The 21,587-nt window shown below is 59.5% G+C and carries 21 protein-coding genes and 1 pseudogene; 11 read left to right on the top strand and 11 right to left on the bottom strand.

Annotated elements, in window-relative coordinates:
- Positions 1 to 55 precede the first annotated feature (55 nt).
- The 3 genes from AC1DRJ_RS02265 to AC1DRJ_RS02255 all read right to left on the bottom strand — a co-directional run bounded on the left by AC1DRJ_RS02265 (position 56) and on the right by AC1DRJ_RS02255 (position 5,426).
- Positions 56 to 1,744 (bottom strand): ATP-dependent DNA ligase, encoded by a 1,689-nt coding sequence (locus tag AC1DRJ_RS02265; protein ID WP_477800624.1) that lies wholly within the window; start codon positions 1,742 to 1,744, stop codon positions 56 to 58.
- A complete protein-coding gene (locus AC1DRJ_RS02260; protein WP_477800623.1) occupies positions 1,741 to 2,775 on the bottom strand; it encodes a ligase-associated DNA damage response exonuclease in 1,035 nt (344 codons plus the stop codon). The genes AC1DRJ_RS02265 and AC1DRJ_RS02260 overlap by 4 nt, the downstream gene beginning before the upstream one ends.
- A 200-nt stretch (positions 2,776 to 2,975) precedes the next feature.
- Positions 2,976 to 5,426 carry a penicillin acylase family protein gene (locus tag AC1DRJ_RS02255; RefSeq protein ID WP_477800622.1) on the bottom strand — a complete coding sequence of 817 codons (2,451 nt, stop codon included), beginning with the start codon at positions 5,424 to 5,426 and terminating at the stop codon, positions 2,976 to 2,978.
- A 404-nt stretch (positions 5,427 to 5,830) separates the two neighbouring features.
- On the opposite strand from AC1DRJ_RS02255, the gene AC1DRJ_RS02250 reads away from it, so the two are divergent.
- Positions 5,831 to 6,382 carry a cysteine hydrolase family protein gene (locus AC1DRJ_RS02250; RefSeq protein ID WP_477800621.1) on the top strand — a complete coding sequence of 184 codons (552 nt, stop codon included), beginning with the start codon at positions 5,831 to 5,833 and terminating at the stop codon, positions 6,380 to 6,382.
- A 139-nt stretch (positions 6,383 to 6,521) separates the two neighbouring features.
- On the opposite strand, the gene AC1DRJ_RS02245 is transcribed toward AC1DRJ_RS02250, so the two are convergent.
- From AC1DRJ_RS02245 to AC1DRJ_RS02230, 4 genes are read right to left on the bottom strand one after another with little or no spacing between them, the layout of a single operon-like run.
- Complete coding sequence (locus AC1DRJ_RS02245; RefSeq protein WP_477800620.1) at positions 6,522 to 6,740, bottom strand: SEC-C metal-binding domain-containing protein; 219 nt, start codon at positions 6,738 to 6,740, stop codon at positions 6,522 to 6,524.
- Entirely contained in the window at positions 6,737 to 7,231 is a 495-nt protein-coding gene (locus AC1DRJ_RS02240) for an LEA/WHy family protein (protein ID WP_477800619.1), read from the bottom strand. The genes AC1DRJ_RS02245 and AC1DRJ_RS02240 overlap by 4 nt, the downstream gene beginning before the upstream one ends.
- Before the next feature lie 53 nt (positions 7,232 to 7,284).
- Positions 7,285 to 7,761, bottom strand: coding sequence for a YchJ family protein (locus AC1DRJ_RS02235; RefSeq protein ID WP_027925655.1), 477 nt, complete (start codon positions 7,759 to 7,761; stop codon positions 7,285 to 7,287).
- A gap of 4 nt (positions 7,762 to 7,765) precedes the next feature.
- Complete coding sequence (locus AC1DRJ_RS02230) at positions 7,766 to 8,263, bottom strand: DUF6231 family protein (RefSeq protein WP_477800618.1); 498 nt, start codon at positions 8,261 to 8,263, stop codon at positions 7,766 to 7,768.
- Between the two features lie 187 nt (positions 8,264 to 8,450).
- Between AC1DRJ_RS02230 and AC1DRJ_RS02225 the strand changes: the two genes are divergently transcribed.
- From AC1DRJ_RS02225 to AC1DRJ_RS02210, 4 genes are all read left to right on the top strand, one after another.
- Positions 8,451 to 9,140, top strand: coding sequence for a PA1041 family peptidoglycan-binding anchor lipoprotein (locus tag AC1DRJ_RS02225; RefSeq protein ID WP_477800617.1), 690 nt, complete (start codon positions 8,451 to 8,453; stop codon positions 9,138 to 9,140).
- Between the two features lie 89 nt (positions 9,141 to 9,229).
- Entirely contained in the window at positions 9,230 to 9,949 is a 720-nt protein-coding gene (locus tag AC1DRJ_RS02220) for a PA1041 family peptidoglycan-binding anchor lipoprotein (protein WP_477800616.1), read from the top strand.
- Positions 9,950 to 10,094: 145 nt separating this feature from the next.
- Positions 10,095 to 10,373, top strand: a complete 279-nt coding sequence (locus AC1DRJ_RS02215; RefSeq protein ID WP_477800615.1) for a DUF1145 domain-containing protein — start codon at positions 10,095 to 10,097, stop codon at positions 10,371 to 10,373.
- Complete coding sequence (locus AC1DRJ_RS02210; protein WP_477800614.1) at positions 10,366 to 11,124, top strand: collagen-like protein; 759 nt, start codon at positions 10,366 to 10,368, stop codon at positions 11,122 to 11,124. Before AC1DRJ_RS02215 ends, AC1DRJ_RS02210 begins: the two co-directional genes overlap by 8 nt.
- Before the next feature lie 77 nt (positions 11,125 to 11,201).
- Here the strand turns inward: AC1DRJ_RS02210 and AC1DRJ_RS02205 are convergent, their stop codons facing one another.
- Positions 11,202 to 11,666: a CopD family protein gene (locus AC1DRJ_RS02205; RefSeq protein WP_477800613.1), complete on the bottom strand. Its 465-nt coding sequence runs from the start codon at positions 11,664 to 11,666 to the stop codon at positions 11,202 to 11,204.
- A gap of 98 nt (positions 11,667 to 11,764) precedes the next feature.
- Here AC1DRJ_RS02205 and dinG point away from each other — a divergent pair, with 98 nt between their 5' ends.
- The 5 genes from dinG (at position 11,765) to pdxH (ending at position 19,792) form a co-directional block, all read left to right on the top strand.
- On the top strand, positions 11,765 to 13,909 hold the full coding sequence (gene dinG, locus AC1DRJ_RS02200) for an ATP-dependent DNA helicase DinG (RefSeq protein WP_477800612.1): 2,145 nt from the start codon (positions 11,765 to 11,767) through the stop codon (positions 13,907 to 13,909).
- Positions 13,910 to 14,004: 95 nt separating this feature from the next.
- Positions 14,005 to 16,515 (top strand): beta-agarase, encoded by a 2,511-nt coding sequence (locus AC1DRJ_RS02195; protein WP_477800611.1) that lies wholly within the window; start codon positions 14,005 to 14,007, stop codon positions 16,513 to 16,515.
- Positions 16,516 to 16,751: 236 nt separating this feature from the next.
- Positions 16,752 to 17,897 carry a serine hydrolase domain-containing protein gene (locus AC1DRJ_RS02190; RefSeq protein WP_477800610.1) on the top strand — a complete coding sequence of 382 codons (1,146 nt, stop codon included), beginning with the start codon at positions 16,752 to 16,754 and terminating at the stop codon, positions 17,895 to 17,897.
- Between the two features lie 113 nt (positions 17,898 to 18,010).
- Complete coding sequence (locus AC1DRJ_RS02185) at positions 18,011 to 19,120, top strand: OmpA family protein (protein ID WP_477800609.1); 1,110 nt, start codon at positions 18,011 to 18,013, stop codon at positions 19,118 to 19,120.
- Positions 19,121 to 19,144: 24 nt separating this feature from the next.
- Positions 19,145 to 19,792 carry a pyridoxamine 5'-phosphate oxidase gene (pdxH, locus tag AC1DRJ_RS02180; protein ID WP_477800608.1) on the top strand — a complete coding sequence of 216 codons (648 nt, stop codon included), beginning with the start codon at positions 19,145 to 19,147 and terminating at the stop codon, positions 19,790 to 19,792.
- A gap of 5 nt (positions 19,793 to 19,797) precedes the next feature.
- Here pdxH and AC1DRJ_RS02175 read toward each other — a convergent pair whose 3' ends face one another.
- Positions 19,798 to 20,034 (bottom strand): hypothetical protein, encoded by a 237-nt coding sequence (locus AC1DRJ_RS02175; RefSeq protein ID WP_477800607.1) that lies wholly within the window; start codon positions 20,032 to 20,034, stop codon positions 19,798 to 19,800.
- A 166-nt stretch (positions 20,035 to 20,200) separates the two neighbouring features.
- Between AC1DRJ_RS02175 and AC1DRJ_RS02170 the strand changes: the two genes are divergently transcribed.
- A complete protein-coding gene (locus tag AC1DRJ_RS02170) occupies positions 20,201 to 20,665 on the top strand; it encodes an outer membrane lipoprotein (protein ID WP_477800606.1) in 465 nt (154 codons plus the stop codon).
- Positions 20,666 to 20,746: 81 nt separating this feature from the next.
- Here AC1DRJ_RS02170 and AC1DRJ_RS02165 read toward each other — a convergent pair whose 3' ends face one another.
- Together AC1DRJ_RS02165 and AC1DRJ_RS02160 are read right to left on the bottom strand one after the other, a co-directional pair.
- Entirely contained in the window at positions 20,747 to 20,977 is a 231-nt protein-coding gene (locus AC1DRJ_RS02165; protein ID WP_477800605.1) for a DUF7683 domain-containing protein, read from the bottom strand.
- Positions 20,974 to 21,510, bottom strand: a pseudogene (locus AC1DRJ_RS02160) (colicin E3/pyocin S6 family cytotoxin); the annotation flags it as partial. The gene AC1DRJ_RS02165 and the pseudogene AC1DRJ_RS02160, both read right to left, overlap by 4 nt.
- Positions 21,511 to 21,587 lie beyond the last annotated feature (77 nt).

Below are 21,587 nucleotides of genomic sequence, written 5' to 3'. Positions count from 1 at the left end.
GGATGTGGCTGACACTCCCTCTTCGCGAGCAAGCCCGCTCCCACAAGGAATCAGGTCAGCCCAACAATTTCTGCAATGTGCCCAAGTCGTCAGCCTCTTCAACCGACTTGTCCTGGCGCCAGCGAAGCATCCTCGGAAAACGCACGGCGATCCCGCTCTTGTGCCGTTTTGACAGGGCAATGCCTTCAAATCCCAGCTCAAAGACCAGGCTCGGTTTCACACTGCTGACCGGGCCGAATTTCTCTACGGTGGTTTTGCGCACGATGCTGTCGACCTGGCGCATTTCTTCATCGGTCAGCCCTGAATAGGCTTTGGCGAAGGGCACGAGCGTGCGTTCGCTGGCGTCGGCTGGACCATCCCAGACTGCAAACGTGTAATCGCTGTAGAGGTTCGCTCGGCGTCCGTGACCTCGTTGCGCATAGATCAGCACCGCGTCGACGCTGAACGGGTCGACTTTCCATTTCCACCACACGCCCATGTCCTTGGTGCGGCCGACGCCGTACAGCGCATCTCGCGCCTTGAGCATCATGCCTTCGACGCCAAGACGGCGGGAGGCTTCTCGTTGGCGTGCGAGGTCGAACCAGCTTTCGCCGGTGAGTACCGGGGAGGCGAGTAACACCGGGCTGTTGCAGGTGGCGACGACCGTTTCCAGCTGAGTGCGACGCGTGGCCTGCGGTTGATTGCGCCAGTCGGCACCTTGCCATTCCAGCAGGTCGTAAGCGAGGACCACCACGGGCACGTCGTCGAGGATTTTTTTGCTGAGGACTTTACGTCCGATTCGCTGTTGCAACAGGGCGAACGGTTGTACGGCGGGAGCGGCAGGTGAGGAGGGATCAAAGGCATCTTCGGTGTCGGGATGCGCAGTTTTCCAGGCTACGATTTCGCCGTCGATTACGGTGCCGTCGGGCAAGCTATGAACCAGATGCTCAAACTCGGGGAAGCGCTCGGTCACCAACTCTTCTCCCCGCGACCAGATCCACAAACGCCCGTCGCGCTTGACCACCTGGGCACGGATGCCGTCCCATTTCCATTCCACCAGCCATTGGCTCGCGGGGCCGAGCAACGCTTCGAATTGCTCGACCGGTTGCGACATCGCATGGGCCAGGAAAAACGGATAAGGCTGCCCTCCACGCTGGGCGTGTTCATCACTGGATTCAGCCGCGATCAATTCCAGGTAGCTGGCAGCACTTGGACGATGTGACAGGTCGGTATACCCCACCATTCGCTGCGCCACGCGCTTGCTGTCGAGCCCGGCCATGGCTGCGAGGGCGCGAGTTACCAGCAGCTTGGAAACGCCCACACGAAAACTGCCGGTGATCAGTTTGATGCAGAGCATCAGGCTGGTGCGGTCCAGCTGCGACCAGAGTGTGGGCAGTTGTTGGGCAAGCACTTCGGGGGACTCGCCGCGCAAGGGCAGCAGCTTGTCTTCAATCCATACTGCCAACCCGTCGGTGGAACGGTGTGGCGATTCGGGCAGTACCAGCGAGATGGTTTCTGCCAGATCCCCTACCGCTTGATAACTCTCTTCGAACAACCAGGGTTGAAGGCCGGAAAACTCTACGGCCAGTTCTCGCAGCACGCGCACGGGTACCAATTGCCGAGGTCGCCCACCGGACAAAAAATAAACTGCCCATGCGGCGTCTTGCGGGGCGGCCTGCGCAAAGTAATGTTGCATGGCAGCCAGTTTGGCGTTGCTCGACGTGGTGGCGTCGAGTTCGGCATACAACTCGGCGAAGGCCTTCATGGCAACGCCTTGTCTTGCACGGGGTCGACCCCTGCGTTTTCTTCGTCGTCGTCGCCGTACTCGGTGTTGAAGCTCTGGGCATCCAGACCCTGTTCACGCAGATGGCGCACCAGCACGGCGACCGAACCGTGGGTCACCATCACTCGCTCGGCGCGGGTTTGTTCAATCGCCCAGAGCAGGCCCGGCCAGTCGGCATGGTCGGACAGCACAAAACCCCGATCGACACCGCGCCGACGGCGGGTGCCACGCAAGCGCATCCAGCCACTGGCGAAGCCATCGCTGTACTCACCGAAACGACGCATCCAGGTACTGCCACCCGCTGAAGACGGCGCGATCACCAGCGCTTTGCGCATCATCGGGTCATTCTTTTGAACGTCACCGGCATAGATCGTTGGCGGCAGGTAGACGCCGCTTTGGCGATACACCTGGTTGAGCGGTTCTACAGCTCCGTGCACCAGAATGGGGCCGAGACTGGCGTCGAGACCGTGAAGAATTCGCTGAGCTTTGCCGAACGAGTAGCAGAACAGCACGCTGGCTATGTCGGCGGCGGCGTTGGCCTGCCACCACTGATTGATCTCGGTGAATACCTGCGCCTGAGGTTGCCAGCGATAAATCGGCAGGCCGAAGGTCGATTCGGTGATGAAGGTATGGCAACGGACCGGTTCGAAGGGCGCACAGGTGCCGTCCGCTTCGGTCTTGTAATCCCCCGAGGCGACCCAGACCTCGCCACCGTATTCCAGCCGCACCTGGGCCGAGCCGAGCACGTGGCCGGCGGGATGAAAGCTGAGGGTGACGCCATGATGTTTGAGGGGCTGGCCGTACGGCAGGGTTTGCAGGTTGATGTCTGCACCGAGGCGAGCTCGCAAGATGCCTTCGCCGGCTGATGCTGCCAGATAGTGTTGATTGCCGCTGCGGGCATGGTCGCTGTGAGCGTGGGTGATGACCGAGCGCTCGACGGGCCGCCACGGGTCGATGTAGAAATCCCCGGCAGGGCAATACAAACCTTCAGGACGCGCGATAACAAGATCCATGGCGTTGCCAAGATGGAGGGACTTGTTAGGTATGAGGTAGGTGTGAAACCAGAAGTTCTATCGAGATGTCATCGGCGAACAACATTCCAATGTGCGAGCCTGCTCGCGAATGCGGTGTGTCAGTTACCAGAAATGGTGACTGACACACCGCTATCGTCGGAACGCCGCCCGGAGCCGGCTCACTCCTACAGGGTCGGGGGTTATTTGCCAGGTGTCAGGGTCAATTGTGTCTTGCCATACACCTTGTCAAAGTTCTGCGGCTGCATCGGCAGGCTCATGTATTGCCCTTTGAGCCAAGGTTCGATGCTGTTGAGGTAGTTCGGGCTGGCAGGGTTGCCCGACTGACCGGTGCTGTTCTGGCCCATCAGTGGCTCGGCCTGGCCGAAGTCGACGATAAAGCGCATGGCCGGCGCCAGCGTGGTGTTGAAGTCTTGACCCCAAGTGAAGGCCGCCGTGTTCAGCGTAGTGTGGTCCCCGCCCGCCGCGACTGGGCCGCGAACTGTCTGGCCGTTGGCGTTTTTCCATTCGTAGCGGTGCAGTTTGCCCCACTGCCAGGCTTTGTGATCGCTGCCCAACTGACTGTCACCGGCGCTGATCGCCGCTGCCAGACTGCGAGCGAGGATCGCCGGCTTGTCTTCTTTTTGCGGTGTGCGCGCGTCATCCCAGAATGGGCTGTCTTCGCGCCCCAGCAGATGATCGGCCTGAGCGGCGTAGGACAACTTGCCATTGGCCACGAAGGCTTTCCACGCCGGGCTACTTTGCGGGCCGAGTTCGTCGAGGAATATTTGTTTCATGCTTTCTTGCAGAAACAATTCATACATTGCTGCATCGGCGGAGGTCGCGCTGAGCTTGCCGTCGAACGCCATCAGGCGTGTATATGCCTCACGCGCCAAGCCACGCTCTGTCGCCGGCAACGCTTCAATCGCCTGCTTGAGTGGCTGGGCCATGCCCGGGGCTTCAAACATTTTCTTCAGTTTCGCGGCGAAAGTGGTGGTCTGGTCATACTGCATCGCGATCACGCTGCGCGCGTCGTGTTTGCCCGCGCCCGCCAGTTCTGCCAAGCGCTCGCCACGCTCCGGTGCGGCCCAGGAATTGGACAATTGCATGCCGTAGCCATGGGGGATGACGCGCTGGTTGGCGGTGCCGAGCCAGCCTTGGGCCGGGTCCTGGTCGTAGGGATGCAGCATCGGGTCGGCGTAACCGTCCCAATCGTAGCGACCTTCCCAGCCCGGCGACGGCAACAGGCCTTCGCCTTCGCGGCGGTTCGGGTAGCGGCCGGTCACTTGCCAGGCGATGTTGCTGGCGTTGGCGAAGACCAGGTTCAGTGGGATGGCGCGGATTTCGCGGCTGGCGTCCGATGCTCTCTCGACGGTCTGGGCCCGGGACAGGTCGAAAAACGCGTCCAGGGTTTTGTCGTCGGTGAAGTTCGGCATTTGCAGGGCCAGGCCGAAACCGTTCGCCAGCGTCGTGCCTTGGGCACTGTTGAGCAGCGGACCGTGACGGGTTTCGTACACGACTTCGCGAATGGGCCGCTGGCCTTTGACAAAGTAGGTTTCGTTGCGCACGACGGCGGGCTGCCATTTTCCGGCCACTTCGTACGTGAGGCTGTTGCCCTGACGTTTGATTTTTTCCAGGAACAGGTCCTGGTTGTCCCCCATGACCGCGGTCATGCTCCAGGCCACTTTGCCGTTGAAACCACCGAGCACCATCGGCAAGCCCGCAATGGTCACGCCCGAGGCCTGATATTTCGGCGCGCGCAGCTGCACGTAACTGAACAACGACGGCACACCGAGCGAGCCATCGCTGTCGCTGGCCAGCAGGCTTTTACCGCTGCGGCTGCGTTGCGGACCGATCGCCCAGTTGTTCGACGAACTGGCGCCCAACAGATTCAGATCGGACAGTTGGCCCGTGGCTTTGTTGATCTCGGCCAGCCCAGGGATGGCCCCGTTGAGCTTGATCCCTTGCAGTTTTTCGGCTTCAGCCAGTGGCAGCTTTTCATCGGGCGCGGACGGCGTCAGCCAGGAGAGTTTGTCGGTGGTGACGGTCTGCGCCAGCATCAGCGAGGAAATTTCTTCCGGCAGGTTGGCTGATTGACTGAAGTTCAGCAGGCAAAAAATCAGCGCCGAATCTTCCGGTTTCCAGTATTCCGGTTTGTAACCGGTGGCCGCGAGGTCCGCCGGCAGTTTGTCGCGGTAGCGGAACAGGTAGGCGTTGACGCCGCGAGCATAGACTTCGAAGAAGCGTTTGAGGCGCGGCGAAGAGGCTTTATACAACTCGCCCGCGCTTTTTTTCAGGTTGACCGCGCGCATATAGCGATCGGCATCCAGTAAATCAGCGCCGGACATTTCCGCCAGACGTCCTTCGGCCAACAGGCGCAATGTGACCATTTGCGTGATGCGGTCGCTGGCATGGACGTAACCCAAGGCGAACAACGTGTCGTGGAAGCTATTGCCTTCAATCAATGGCATGCCCATGGCATTGCGACGCACCGAAACGTTTTGCGCCAAGCCCTTGAGCGGCTGCACGCCGGAGGTCGGCGGGAGGGTGTCCTGAGCGTTCATGGTCTGACAACCGGTCAGACTCAAGACACTGGACACTGCTGCGGCAACGCCGAACCGGGGAAGAAAATGTGTAAGGGCTGGCGAGGCCATGGCAAAGCTCCTGCGGGGGGTAGAGGCGCAATAAAGGCGCTACGTTAGTGAGCAGGAGGAGGGCGCGCAAGCGGCGGGCGGGGTTATTTCAAGATTTGCCTGATAAACCCCAAATTCAAGGTCGCTGAGGTCCTTGTGGCGAGGGGACTGCTGTGGCAAGGGGGCTACTGTGGCGAGGGGGCTTGCCCCCGTTGGGCAGCGCAGCGGCCCCAAAAGCTGGGAGCGCTGCGCACTCCAACGGGGGCAAGCCCCCTCGCCACAGGGGTTGCGTAGCTCTCAGGATTCTGGAGTGATTGAACCGACGCAATAGATTCGGGAGTCCTCCAGCGTTCTATGCCTTGMCTGTTAAAGGAGGTGATGCTGAAGTGCGTGAAACTCAATGACCTTGCATGAGAGAAACCGGCATGGAGCTCAAGACCCACGCAGCGCTGATCATCATTGATCAACAAAAAGGCATTCTGCATCCGCGACTCGGTCGCCGAAATAATCCACAGGCCGAGGAACGAATCCTTGAATTGTTGGCGTTTTGGCGTCGAACCCGGCGACCGGTGATTCATGTGCAGCACCTGTCGCGCTCAGCGGATTCAGTGTTCTGGCCGCAGCAATCAGGCGTGGAATTTCAGCAACGGTTTGAGCCCATGGCGGGCGAGCAGTTGATTCAGAAACAGGTGCCGGATGCTTTTAGTGCAACGGGGCTGGAGGCGCATTTGCGCGAGGCGGGAATCGAGCAATTGGTGATTGTCGGCGTGGCAACGAACAACTCGGTGGAGTCCACGGCGCGAACGGCCGGAAACCTGGGGTTTGAAACGTGGGTGGCGGAGGATGCGTGCTTTACCTTCGACAAGGCGGATTATTTTGGTAATGCCCGATCAGCCGAGGATGTGCATGCGATGTCGCTGGGGAATTTGCAGGGGGAATATGCGACGGTCGTCAGCACTGCGCAGATCCTGAATTGATGTGACTTTTAGTCAGTCATCGCGAGCAGGCTCACTCCTACATTTAACCGAGTTCTTCCAGGAAGAGTGCGATCCAATGTGGGAGTGAGCCTGCTCGCGATAGCGATTCAACAGGCGAAGAAACTCTTCGCCCGCAACATCAAGCGCCGTGGCACTTCTTGAATTTTTTGCCGTTGCCGCACGGGCAAGGGTCGTTGCGGCCGACGTCTTTCAGGGCGTTGCGCACCGGTTCCTGAGGGGCGTGGCCACAGTTCGGGCCGTGAACATGGCCGTGGTCGTGATCATGGTGGTCGTGATGGTCGTGATGGTCATGATCGTGGTTGCAGTCAGGGCCATGGACGTGGGGTTGCTGGGTCATTGGATGTGCTCCGGAATTAAATCGGCGGGGATTATCACGCCATTGCGCACCAGGTGCACGTCATGAGGGGTGAAAAAACCGGTTTTCAGTTCACCTTCCAGACGATAGGGAATGGATTGGTCGGGATTTTTCAGCATTTTCACCAGGTCTCGCACCTTGGGCCACAGGTTGGTACGGATCGGCACTTTTACGTAGGCGCTGTGCTTGGGGCCAATGGTGAACCAGTTGTCGTACTCGCCTTCAGTCAGCAGGATGTCACCCAAGTGAATCCGGTATTCGAGGCTGCGCACGGTCAATTCGCTGTCGTTGGGGTTGTCGATACGAAAGTGCAGGAGGAATTTCTGTTCCAGCAGCTTTGCCCGCACGACTTCAACCTTGACCAGATGCACCTCGGGGTTCGGCTCATCGTCATAGAACCAGGATGCACAGCCGGTGAGCCCCAAAAACAGCAGCAGGCTGAGCAGATAAAGTGCGTGTCGCCGGGTGATCATGGTCGTGTATCTCCCTTGTAGCAGCAGGCTTCGCCAGCTGCAGGTCACTCACCTCAACTGTTGAAGTACCCCGCACAACACTTCTTGAATTTTTGCCCGCTGGCGCATGGGCAAGCGTCATTGCGCCCGGCCTTGAGTTGCACAGTAGGGTCAATGAAATACCAGTGGCCAGCATTCTGTACGAATGACGAGCGTTCGCGGTGGCTGTGTTCGCCGCTGCCATCGTGCCAGCGCGCGGTGAAGGTCACGAAGGCATGCTCCGGTTGGCCGCCAAAGACTTCGGAACTTTCGACTTCCAGGCCCAGCCAGGTGCTTTGCGCACTCCAGTCGCTGATGGACTGACGATTCAGGCCGGCCTGTTGCGCAGGCAGTGTGGTCGCCACCAGATAGTCGATCAGCCCCAGCACGTAGGCGCTGTAGCGCGAACGCATCAAGGCTTCGGCACACGGCGCCGGATGTCCGGCATGGTAATGACCGCAACAGGCATCGAGCAGGGTGCCGCTGCCACAAGGGCAAATGGATGTACTCATGGCATTACCACCAATATTTCCCGAAGTTTTCCGGATTGGCCCAAAAGCGTGAGTTGAGCCAGTCGGGTACTTGCTTGTATTCAAGCAGATCGTAGGTAAACAGCGTCAAGACTTGTTCGTCTCGCTGGAAGCGCTCGCTCGCTTGCAGGGCCAGGGAGAAAAAATCCGTCTCCTGCCAGCCACTGGCCGACAAGTCCGCCAGCACGGCAATTCGGCTGGCGTTGAGGTTGCGGATCCCGCCGAGCAGGTTCAGGCCATCGCGCTTGGGCAAATGTTCGAGGCAATCGACTGCCAGCGCCAGGTCAAACCGGCGCGCCGCCAGCTCCTCCGGCAGCGGCCCCGGTGCCGCATGGGCCACACACGTATCCGGGTGGGCAAGTTTGAATGCTGCCAGCGCGGGGAACTCACTGGCGCCGATCAGCAACAGCTGTGCGGGGGCATAACGATCCAGCAAAGCAGCCAATGCCTGCTGCGGTGTGCGCGAAGAAATACCTGCAATCATCAAAGATCCTCAATCAGAGCGCCAAGACTAGCGTGCCTAAACGTCCGGGCCTAGCGCAGGTTTACAGCAAATACACCAATCCTTGGTGAACACGCTTAAAACAGCCATGGCGGTTGCTGGCGCAGATTAATACTCGGGTCTTTACTACCAGAATCGGTTCTAAGCCGATCCCTCAGGAGAAAACTAGATGAGCATAGTTCGGACAGCATTACCCTTGGTTCTGCTAACCAGTGTGTTGACTGGTTGCGCAGGTTTGCAGAAAACCGACTGGCCGACCTGTGCGTTGGTCGGTGGTGTCGTGGGTGCGGGTCTCGGCGCGACCGAGAGCGCGGCATGGGCAGGCTATGGTGCGCTGCTTGTCGGCGGCACGGCAGCGGCCTATTGCTGGGTGCACGGTGATGGCGACGAAGATGGCGATGGTGTACCGGATAGCCGCGACAAATGCCCAGGCACACCTCACGGCGTGCATGTCGATGCCAACGGTTGCCCTCCACCTGCACCTGTGGTCGAAGAGGCTGTTGTGGTCAAGGAAGAAACCATCGTCATCCGCGATGTTCACTTCCAGTTTGACAAAGCTACGCTCACCGAGTCTGACAAGGAGGTACTCGACAAGATTGCCACTCGCTTGAAAGCCGAAGCACCTACTGCTCGATTGACCGTTACCGGTTATACCGACAGCGTGGGCAGCGACGCCTACAACCAGAAACTATCGGATAAACGCGCTCACTCGGTGGTTGAATACCTCATCCAGGAAGGCGTTCCACGCAGCAGCTTCGTGTCTGTGGTCGGTGCGGGTGAAAGCAATCCGGTCGCCGATAACAGCACCGCTGACGGCCGCGCGCAGAACCGTCGCACGGAAATCCATATCGAGCGCTAAGCCCCTCCGCTCCGCGGCTTGTGTAGTCGCGGATGCGGGTCTTTACTCCTGTGTAACCGGTATAAGCCGGTACCACAGGAGCTTTCAACATGAGCGTTCTCACAAGGACCGTCTTGCCGATTTTGCTACTTGGCAGCCTCTTGACCGGTTGCGCAACTCACAGTGATGGCACCGCCCCTCTTAATCAACGAACCTGGCCGATCTGCAGCGTCATTGGCGGTCTGGTGGGCGGAGGTTTGGGCGCCATCGAAAGTGGTGCCTGGGCGGCCGGAGGTGCAGCGCTCGGAATCTTGACCGGTGGCTTGATCTGTTACGCCCAGGATGGTGACCAAGATAGCGATGGTGTCTTCGATCGACGTGATCGTTGCCCCGATACCCCTGCCGATACGCCCGTCGAACATCATGGTTGTCCGCGGCCGCAATACCCGGGCGGCGTGACAGAACCGGTTATTGAATCGCAAGTCATCACCCTCAGCGATGCGGGCGATGTGCTGTTTGCCACCAACCAATCGGACCTGACCCCAGCAGCGAAAAGTCAGCTGGATGCCCTGATGTCCAGGTTGCAAGGCGCCGATGTAGCGAGTATCAAAGTGATCGGCCATACCGACAACGTCGGCACCGATGCCTACAATCAGGCGCTTTCGGAACGGCGCGCCAACAGTGTGGCGGACTACCTGTTGAGTCAGGGCGTGGCGCCGAACAAAGTCAGCAGTGAAGGCAAAGGCGAAAGTGAGCCTGTGGCTGATAACGATACCTCGGAAGGACGCGCGAAAAACCGTCGCGTGGATTTGCACATCAATGTGACCTGAGCCACGAAACAGAGCCGTCGATCACCCGCGCGGCGGGCCGACGGCCATTCGGCAGACTTCATGAAGATTTTTCTGTTGCCCTATGGCGTATTCCTCGTGGAAGCCGCTACTGTGCTCGCAAAGAATAATGATCTGCGGGGGGCGTATGAAGGTGTTTTGGTGGCTAGGGAAGTTATTGACCCTGCTGTTCTGGTTGGTGGTACTGGTCAATCTGCTCACGCCGTTTGTCTATCCCCTGCACTCGTTGGTCGAGCTGGCCGGTGGCGCGCTGGCACTGTTCCATCTTCTGGAGCTGGTGTTCTGCAACCGCAGCCTCAAAGGCCGCGCCCATCCTTGGCGTGATCGACTTCAGATTGCCATTTTCGGCGTGTTTCACTTGCAAACCATTCCAGCTCCCTCCGCATCTAAGGCTTCCCATGCGTAATCTCTGTCTGCTCGCCGCCTTTATCAGTCCACTGGCCTGCGCTCAGGTTGTCAGCGTCGAAACCAATTCGCTCATGCGCCTGCCCAACACGACCAGCACGCTGCAACTGGAACGGCTGGAAGTCGCTGATTACGGCACGTTGCTGATCCCTTCGAATGTGACGGAATTGACGGTGGGCGAATTGCATCTAGGGCGTGAGGCGCGAATTGCCATAGTGCCGAGTGAACAAACGCTGGCATTGAAAGTGCACCGTGCCGAGTTGTCTGAAGGCAGCCAGATCACCGCGAGGGGCGCACCGGGAAGTTTCCAGAAAGCGGCACGGTCGGGGCGCAATCTGAACTTGCAGATCCATGCGTTGAATGCACCGCAACTGTCGGTAGACGCTCGCGGCGGCGCCGGCGCACCGGGGTTTTTCGGTCTTGATGGCGCCAATGGCCAGGCACCGGGTTGCACCTGGGGTCAGGCCGGTCGCGGTGCCGATGGCAGCGATGGCAGTGACGGTCAGCCGGGTGCATCGGGTGCGCAGGTGAGGCTGGAAGTGCCGCGCGAATACCCGGCGGATAAAATCAAGGTGCAGGTGGCGGGTGGTGCCGGTGGCCTTGCCGGTCCTGGCGGCAAACCCGGGGCGGGTGGCAAGGCCAAGGGCTGTCTCGTGTACACCACCGATGGTGGCAAGAGTGGCCATCCGGGTGCTGATGGCCAGCCGGGGCCTGCCGGTGCGGCGGGGTCGGTGACGGTCCAGCGTCTATAAAAACAACCAAAGTCCACTGTGGTGAGGGGGCTTACCCCCTCACCACAGAACCCCCCTCACCACAGGATTTGAAGGGTTCAGAACATCGGTCGCGCCGAAGCAACGGCCACCAGCAACAGACCCACCAGCAGATTAATCCCCACCAACCGCCGAATCTTCCCGAGCACCGCCGCCCCTGCCGGCCAATCCTGTGCCGTCACCGCTGCGCGCAACTGCGGCAACATCAACGCCTGGATCCGGATAAACATCGCCGTCATCACCACGTACAACCCCATCATCACCTGCACATAGCGCGGCGCGGTCTCGAACCCGATGTGTTGCAGATGAATCATGCCGACACCGCTGATCGGCAACAGCACCACCGCGAGCCAGACCCAGCGGAAAAATCCTTGAAACACTTCCACCCACAACTTCAACCGGGCTGGGCCTTCCAGCGCTGACACTGCGGCGGGGCGCAAAACCATCCAGGCGAAAAACATGCCGCCCACCCACACGAGGGCGGACAGCACATGCAGGGTATAAACGATGCCAAAAGGTGTCATTGGGGTACTCCGTTCTGCGCAGGATTAATTAGCGGGGTATGATAGCGGCGATCCGAACCACTGAAAATTTATCCAGCGTTTTTTGCGCCCGACAATCCATGATCAGCACCGAACTCAAAACCACGATCCAGGGCGCCTACTCGCGTTTTCTCGAAGCCAAGAGCCTCAAGCCACGCTACGGCCAACGCCTGATGATCGCCGAAATTGCCAAGGTCCTCGGGGATATCGACACCGACGACGAAGGTCGGCGCAGTGGCGACCCCGCGATTGTCGCGGTGGAAGCCGGCACCGGTACCGGCAAAACCGTGGCCTATAGCCTGGCGGCGATTCCCACAGCCAAGGCTGCCGGGAAGCGCCTGGTGATCGCCACGGCCACCGTGGCCCTGCAAGAGCAGATCGTCTACAAGGATTTGCCCGACCTGATGCGCAACAGCGGTCTGAATTTCAGCTTCGCGTTGGCCAAGGGGCGTGGGCGCTACATGTGCCTGTCCAAGCTCGACATGTTGTTGCAGGAAGGCCACGCGCAAACCGCTACCTCGCAGTTGTTCGAAGAAGAAGGTTTCAAGATCGAGGTCGACGAGGCCAGTCAGAAGCTGTTCACCAGCATGATAGAAAAGCTCGCCGGCAATAAATGGGACGGTGACCGTGACAGTTGGTCCACGGCCCTGGAAGACGCCGACTGGGCGCGCCTGACCACCGATCACAGCCAGTGCACCAACCGTCATTGCCCGAACTTCGGCCAGTGCGCCTTTTACAAGGCCCGCGAAGGCATGGGCAAGGTGGACGTCATCGTCACCAACCACGACATGGTACTGGCCGACCTGGCCTTGGGCGGCGGCGCGGTTCTGCCGGACCCGCGCGACACCATCTACGTGTTCGACGAAGGTCACCACCTGCCGGACAAGGCGATCGGCCACTTCGCCCATTACACGCGCCTGCGCTCCACCGCCGACTGGCTGGAAACCACCGCGAAGAACCTCACCAAATTGCTCGCCCAACACCCGCTGCCAGGTGACCTCGGCAAGCTGATCGAGCAAGTGCCGGAACTGGCCCGCGAGATCAAGACCCAGCAGCAATTCATGTTCACCGCCTGTGAACAGGCCGCCGATTTCAAACCCGGTGAAGACGTCGAAGGCCGCGAGCGGCCGCGTCACCGGTTCGTCGGCGGGGTGATTCCCGAGCACATGCGCGAGATGGGTGTTGAGTTGAAGAAGGGCTTTGCCCGTTTGACCGACCTCTTCACCCGGCTCACCGAGTTGCTCAAGGAAGGCATGGACGGCGAGGTCAACATTGGCATCGCCAGCAATCAGGCCGAAGAGTGGTATCCACTGTTCGGCAGCCTGTTGTCCCGCTCCTCTGGCAATTGGGAGTTGTGGGTGGCGTTCACCGCTGAAGACCCGGAAGACAACCCGCCCATGGCCCGTTGGCTGACGTTGGCCGAAAGCGGTTCGCTGTTCGACATCGAGGTCAACGCCAGCCCGATCCTCGCGGCGGAAATGCTCCGTCGCAACTTATGGAACGTCGCATATGGCGCACTGGTGACCTCGGCGACGTTGACGGCCCTTGGCACCTTCGACCGTTTCCGCATGCGCGCCGGCCTGCCGAAAAAAGCCGTGACCGCCGTGGTCCCAAGCCCGTTCCACCACGCCGATGCCGGCGTGCTGAGAGTGCCGGATCTGAAAGCCGATCCGCGGGATGCACCGGCCCACACTGCCGCGATCATTCGTGATCTGCCGCAACTGGTTGAGGGCTCGCGGGGCACGTTGGTGTTGTTCTCCTCCCGCAAGCAGATGCAGGACGTGTTCGACGGCCTCGACCGCGACTGGCGCAAGCAAGTGTTCATTCAAGGCAACCTGTCGAAGCAGGAAACCTTGAACAAGCACAAGGCACGCGTCGATGGCGGGGACTCCAGTGTGCTGTTCGGCCTCGCCAGTTTCGCAGAAGGCGTCGACTTGCCGGGCGCGTATTGCGAGCACGTGGTGATTGCGAAGATCCCGTTCTCGGTACCGGACGATCCCGTCGAAGCGGCGCTGGCGGAGTGGATCGAAGCCCGTGGCGGCAATCCATTCATGGAAATCTCCGTGCCCGATGCCTCGCTGAAACTGGTCCAGGCCTGCGGTCGTTTGCTGCGCACCGAAGAAGACCGCGGCACCATCACCTTGCTGGATCGACGTCTGGTCACGCAGCGTTACGGCAAAGCCATCCTCAATGCGTTGCCGCCATTCCGTCGCGAAATTTCCTGATACACCGGTGGGCACATTTGCCCACCGCGCTGTCTATCTCTCTACCATCGCTTTTCCACTGACCATTGAAGGTCGTTAGGGAGAAACACGTTCCTATGATTCGCCGTTCGTTGCCCGTTGTATTTGCCCTGATGTTCGCAGCCCCTTTGCTGGCGGCGCCCGCCAGCCAACAGACGCTGTTCAACTTTGTACGCCCGGCCGACGTGGTCCAGGTGACGACTCAGGATGCCAGCCTGCCGCAATCCAATGCGGAGCAAACAGCCGAAGGCGAAGTCTTGCGCCGGGTCACGTTCAATCCGGTGGCCCAGCCGAGTCTGCGACTGACGCCGCAAACCGGTGCCTGGGACTGGTCGCAGTCGGGCGTCATGAGCTTGCGAATCCAGAGTGCGATGGACTGGGCCGTAACCCTTTACGTAAAAATCCAGAGTAATGACGGCAAGACACTGTTCAGTCGCGTCGATTTGCCGGCCGGCCCTGCGCAGACCTTGCTTGTGCCGTTAGTGGCAAGCTCACCCTTGAGCCAGGGCATGAAAGCCGGGCCACCGATGCCGATGACGGTCGACGGGCAGCGCATTTTGCTGGCCAGCAGCGCCGGGCAACTGGATCGCGGCCAAGTGGTGTCGGTGACCTTGTCGATGGATCAACCGAAAGTGGCCCAGAACATTTTGCTGGAACGTTTTGGCGTGCAGGACGGCGAGGCGGTGATCCACGATGTCTATGGCGGATTGGTGGATGCGTACGGTCAGTCGACCCGAGCCAAATGGCCGGAAAAGGTCAGCAGCGATGAGCAGCTCAAAAGCGCTGCCGCCAAGGAACAGCAGCAACTGAAAACCTGGCTGGCCGAGCGCGAAAAATCATCTCTGGACACCTTCGGTGGCTGGACCAAAGGCCCGACGTTCAACGCCAGCGGCTTTTTTCGCACCGAAAAGCGTGACGGTCGCTGGTATCTGGTGACCCCGCAAGGGCATCCGTTCTATTCGCTTGGGGTCAACACCGTGACCCCGGACGTAAACCAGACCTACGTCGCTGGTCGCGAGTGGATGTTCGAATCCCTGCCAAAACCCGATGAAGCGCTGGCTAATCATTTTGGTGAAGGTAACAACCGTGGCGGCAATGGTGCGGACCAGGGTCGCAGCTACGACGCCGGTCGCTGGTACGACTTTTATGGCGCCAACTTGCAGCGTTTGTATGGCGAGCCTTGTGTATTGGGCAGTGACACCAAGGCCGGCGTAGCCGCCGCAGCCAAGGCCGATGCGGTCGAAGCAACGGTCGAGAAGTCCACCGAGCCACCTGTGATCCCGTCGACAGCCGAATCCGGCGTTGCCGAAGCCGCCAAGACCGGCGCCGTTGACGCGACTGTCGCGAAAGCTGCACTGAACACACCCGCCGAACCCTGCATAGCGGTGGTGGATGAACAACGCTGGACCGGTCACACCCTGGATCGCTTGCAAGCCTGGGGTTTCAACACCATAGGTAACTGGAGCGCTGCGGCGCTGGGCAATGCTGATCGAGTGCCTTACACCTTGCCGCTGTCGATCGTCGGTGATTACGCCAGTATCAGCACTGGCACCGACTGGTGGGGTGGTATGCCCGATCCGTTCGATCCGCGTTTCGCCATGGCCACCGAACGAGCCGTGGCCATTGCCACCCGCGACCATCGCGACGATCCGTGGCTGATCGGCTACTACGCCGACAACGAATTGGCCTGGGCCGGTCCCGGTGATGACCCTAAAGCCCGTTACGCCTTGGCTTACGGCACCTTGAAAATGACCACCGATGTGCCGGCCAAACGCGCGTTTCTCAAGCAACTGCGGGATAAATATCGCAATCAGGCCGGTCTTTCCAAAGCCTGGGGCATCGACTTGCCTGCCTGGGAATTGATGGAAGACCCGGGCTTCGTGCCGCCGCTGCCCAGCGCTGATCACCCGGAAATCGAAGCCGACTTCAAATACTTCCAGAAGGTCTTCGCCGACACCTATTTCAAAACCATTTCCGATTCGCTCAAGTGGCATGCACCGAACCAGTTGTTGCTAGGTGGCCGTTTCGCCATCAGCACCCCGGAAGCCGTAGACTCCTGCGCCCAGTATTGCGACGTATTGAGTTTCAACATGTACACCCTGCAACCGCAAGACGGTTACGACTTCGCCAAACTGCGCAGCCTCGACAAACCGGTGCTGATCACCGAATTCAACTTCGGCTCGACGGACCGCGGCCCGTTTTGGGGCGGTGTGACGCAATTGGCGAAGGAAGAAGACCGTGGGCCGGCCTACGCAAACTTCCTTAAACAAGCGCTGAGCGAGCCTTCGATTGTCGGTGTGCACTGGTTCCAGTATCTGGACCAACCCGTGACCGGGCGTTTGCTGGACGGTGAGAATGGCCACTTCGGTCTGGTGGGCATTACCGATCTGCCGTTCCAGGGTTTTGTCGAGTCTGTGCGCAAGAGCAACCTGGCCACTGTCGACCACTTGGGCAAAGCCGCCGAGAAAGCGGCGACCGAGGCCGACAAAGCCAGCCACGATGCCGAAGGCGGCAGAAAGGCCGAGGCCGGAAAAGGCTCGGGGAAGGGCGCCGGGCAGGCGGGTGGGCATTCTGGTAATGGTCATTAAGAACTGAAACCGAGTCATCGTTCATCGCGAGCAAGCTCACTCCTACACTGGATCTCCGTCACACCAAAGATCCCCTGTAGGAGTGAGCCTGCTCGCGATGGCGTCCGAAAAGACACCATAAATTTCTAATCCAATCCATGGGCTATCGACCGCCCGGCCCAACCCCATTCCCAAAACCCTCAAGGGCTGGAACAATGCGGGCCACTTTGTATAGCGATTTTTCGGGAGCAATGCGGGTGCAGATTCAGGGTCATTACGAGCTTAAGTTCGAAGCAGTGCGCGAAGCTTTCGCGGCGCTGTTCGACGATCCTCAGGAACGTGGTGCAGCCTTGTGCATCAAGATCGGCGGCGAAACCGTCCTCGATCTCTGGTCCGGCACCGCCGACAAAGACGGCAGCGAAGCCTGGCACAGCGACACCATTGCCAACCTGTTCTCCTGCACCAAGACATTCACCGCCGTTACGGCCCTGCAATTGGTGGCTGAAGGCAAGCTGCAACTGGATGCGCCGATTGCCCGCTACTGGCCCGAATTTGCCGCTGCCGGCAAAGAATCCGTGACCCTGCGTCAGTTGCTCTGCCATCAAGCCGGCTTGCCGGCGTTGCGTGAGTTGCTAGCGCCGGAAGCGCTTTACGACTGGCAAACCATGGTCGATGCCCTCGCGGCCGAAGCACCTTGGTGGACGCCGGGTCAGGGCCACGGCTATGCCGCGATCACGTATGGCTGGCTGGTGGGCGAGTTGTTGCGCCGCGCCGACGGTCGTGGGCCGGGCGAGTCCATCGTGGCGCGGATTGCGAAGCCATTGGGACTGGATTTCCACGTCGGCCTGGCCGATGAAGAGTTTCATCGTGTGGCGCACATCGCCCGTGGCAAGGGCAATGTCGGCGATGCAGCGGCCCAGCGCTTGTTGCAAGTGATGATGCGCGAGCCCACTGCAATGTCCACCCGCGCCTTCATCAATCCGCCATCGATCATGACCAGCACCAATAAACCCGAGTGGCGGCGCATGCAGCAACCCGCTGCCAACGGCCATGGCAATGCGCGCAGCCTGGCCGGCTTCTACGCCGGTCTGCTGGATGGCAGCCTGCTGGAAAGCGAAATGCTCGACGAGCTGACCCGCGAACACAGCCTCGGCGACGACAAGACTTTATTGACCCGGACCCGATTCGGTCTGGGTTGCATGCTTGATCAACCGGACGTTCCCAACGCGACTTACGGCCTCGGCCCACGTGCGTTTGGTCATCCGGGCGCTGGGGGCTCCATCGGTTTTGCTGACCCGGAACGTGATGTGGCCTTCGGTTTTGTGACAAATACCCTGGGGCCGTACGTCTTGATGGATCCACGCGCGCAAAACCTTGCGCGAGTATTGGCCACTTGTCTGTAAAACACGCTGCCGGGTTCCAGAACGGAACCCGGCAGCCTTTTCTGATTCAAAGCGTCAGTTTAAGCGGACCGCTCCGGTCTGACTTTTCATTACTTCAATTTTGTGGATATCCAATGTCATCCAAATCAACACTCGCCCTGGCCCTGTGCTTCGCTATCACCGGTTGTGCACAGACCCCACAAAGTGATTCCGATGGCAGCAGCTGGTGGCCGTTCGGTTCGTCCGACAAAGTCGCCGCTAAAGAACCGACCCCGGCCCCAGCCCCGCTGAAACCTGCCGCCACAGCACCCGTTGTCAAAAGTGAGAGTGCCAGCACTTGGTACTGGCCGTTTGGTTCCGATGGCGCCGCTGAAATGACTAATGCAGAGCTTGCAGTAAAACCTGCAGCCAAGCCGGCCCAAGTGGCCAAGGCTGATGCAGACGCGGGTAGCAAGTGGTACTGGCCGTTCGCTGGGGAGGGAAAAAGCAGCACCAAAGCCGTGCCGATGCCAGACCCTAAAGTCACCCAGGCCTGGCTTGACGACTACGAGCCGCGCCTGCGCGAAGCGATCAAGGACAGCAACCTGAAACTTGAACGCCGTGAAAACGTGTTGGTGGTCATCGCGCCAGTAGAAGGCTCGTTTAACCCGGATCGTCCGTCCATGCTGATGCCGGTCACCCTCGGCCCGTTCACCCGTGTTGCGAAAATGCTCGAAGTCGACCCGAAAACTGCCGTGCTGGTCTTGGGCCACAGTGATACGTCGGGCGTCGCATCTGCCAACGTGAAACTGAGTCAGGAACGTGCACAAGCAGTGGCCGCAATCTTCCGTCTCAGCGGTTTGCAGCGTGATCGCCTGATGCTCCGTGGTATGGGCGGTGACGCCCCGCGTGCGGCCAACGACAGCGTTGAAGGTCGTGCCCTGAATCGTCGTGTGGAATTGCTGGTAACCCCGCAAAACACCATGGTGGCGCTGCTTAGCAAGTACAACATGCCGGCCCCTGCGCCCGTGACCATGGTCGCTGCCAAGGACATCAAGCCAGTCGCCACCCCGGCCACACCGGTCACTCCGGCGCCCGCCGCGAAGAAAGCAGCTGTACCTGCCACGAAAAAGGCCCCGGCCAGYAAAACCACCGCCAAGAAAGCGCCCGCTAAAACCGCAACACCGGCGAAGAAGACTGCGCCGGCCAAAGCAGTTGCCGACACCAAGAAAGTTGACGTCGCCACTGAAACCGCCAAGAAGTGATTCGTTAACCAAAAGGACTGCGCCATGACCCAGCGCCTGGCTGATATGCGTCGTGACTACACCCGTGATGGCCTGACCGAGGCTCAAGCTCCGGTAGAGCCATTCGGGCTGTTCCACCAGTGGTTTGCCGACGCGGTGAAAACCGAACAAGCGCCGGTGGAGGCTAATGCCATGACCTTGGCGACGGTCGATCAGGACGGTCGACCGCATTGCCGCATTCTGTTGCTCAAAGGTCTGGACGTGCAGGGCTTTACGTTCTTCACCAACTACGAAAGTGCCAAGGGACAGCATCTGGCGGCGAATCCGTTCGCAGCCATGACCTTTTTCTGGCCGGCCCTGGAGCGCCAGGTGCGCATCGAAGGTCGGGTGGTGAAAGTATCGCCTGAAGAGTCCGACGCCTATTTCCAGGTTCGTCCATTGGGCAGCAGACTGGGTGCCTGGGCGTCACCGCAGAGCCAGGTAATTGCGGATCGTGCGGAACTGGAAGCGCTGCTCAAGAACACCGAGCAACGTTTCAGCAACACGGCGCCTCACTGCCCGGATCACTGGGGCGGTTACCGCTTGCTGCCGGAGCGCATCGAGTTCTGGCAAGGTCGCGCGAGCCGCTTGCATGATCGCCTCAACTACCGCTTAAAGGGCGCCGACTGGATTCTTGAACGTCTGGCACCCTAGGCAGTCTACCGTTCGGGATACCTTGCAGCAGCGGCTTCAAGCCACTGCTGTAAGTCTCGACGCTTGATTTTCTGCGCTTGAGCGTTTTCCAGTTGCTGGAGCATGAACGCTTTTTTAAGCTCGTCTTTCCCCGCCAAAGCCAACGCCAGGTCGCGGTCCATCCAGCGTTTTATCCGCACGTACAGCCACCCGTGGAAGTACAGCCCCGCGACGGTAGTGACGACAATGATGAAGTAGTCCATGAAAATCCTTGGGGCGGCGTGGATTCGGGCAATTGCCGCTAACCGGTTGGTGAGTTATTCGAGGCGCCTGTATCGGGCCTGAATCAAACCATTTTTATCCGGGCGATGCCGTGACACGCGTCAAGCTGCGGGGTTTAATGAAGACCTGTCCTTTGGAGTTGATGTTATGCGTAAGTCTGTTTTGTTGGTTGCTTCCTTTTCCACGATGGCGATGTTGCTCACCGGCTGCCAATCGAGCCTGACCGGTGACTCCTACTCCCGTGATGAGGCGCGTCGTGTTCAAACGATTCGCATGGGCACCATCGAAGCGCTGCGCCCAGTGAAAATCGAAGGCACCAAAACCCCAATCGGCGGCGCTGCAGGGGCAGTGGTCGGCGGTGTAGGCGCTAGCTCCATCGGTCAAGGCAACGGCAGCATCGTCGCCGCGGTCATCGGCGCAGTCGCCGGCGGCCTGTTGGGCTCGGCAGCCGAAGAAGGCCTGACCCGCACACAGGGTGTTGAAATCACCGTACGCGAAGACGACGGCAGCACGCGCGCCTATGTTCAGCAGGTTCAGGAGAATGAAATTTTCCGTGTGGGTGAGCGGGTGCGGATTGCTACTGTTGATGGGACTAGCCGCGTTTCGCACTAAGCGGGAAACGGGTAAAGGAAAACCCCGATCAGGTGACTGGTCGGGGTTTTTATTTGAGATGAAAATTGAGTGCTGTTGTTTCTAGGCGTTGCAGGTCAGCTGAAATAGATAGGCTGGATCATAAATTTTCTTGCCGAGTACTCCTTCCAACGCAGCAAGCTGGTCGGTAGTGAGGTTGTATCCCTCCCATCCTTGTTGGTCTGTCGTCCATCCCATAATTTCTTTCAGTTCTTTTTCGTAGCCGCTCGGCAATTCTTCTTCGAATGCGATGAGCTCGGTTTTTTTATCAAATACTTCTATGACGTAAATCATGGTTCAACACTCCTGGTCTTATCTGCGGGATTGGTCTGCTCGCCCGTGGTTGGATCATATTCACCCAGATGACGGCCACGTCTGTCGTACATCTCGACAGCTGCGTGCTGCGAGTCCCATTCGAAAATTATCCCCTTTGGGTTTTTCCATCGCTTCCTAAGACCGCCACCGCCTTTTACGGAAGTCTTACGATTTGATTTTGTCGCGTCAGGAAAAGCAGTAAGTCCTGTTGGTGCCGGATGGTAATTGTGGTCAGAAACACTCACCACAATGTAAACCGGCTTCACCCCCGAGTCCGCCGGGAACACAAGAATGAAATCCTTGTACTCAGGCGGATACACCGGGTTCACGATAATGCTGTCCGCCATCGGCGTCGGCGGATACACCCAGATATGTGGCGCTTGCGGCGCAGCCTCCAGCGCTGGAATACCGAGGGTGTCCGAGCCATCCACCACTGGTGTCCAGATCAGTTCAACACCCTCTCCGAGATCCGCCACCTGCTGACTGCCGCGCAGTGTGAACTCGGCCAGTTCGGTAGTTGTCATGAAGCGGTGGGTGACGTGATGACCGTCACCGGAGGGCGGGTTTTTAACCCGAGGAACGTCCTTGT

Source organism: Pseudomonas sp. P5_B2, from assembly GCF_056400445.1.
Note: the sequence above shows the minus strand (reverse complement) of the source record. Positions and strands in the feature narration are given on the sequence as shown.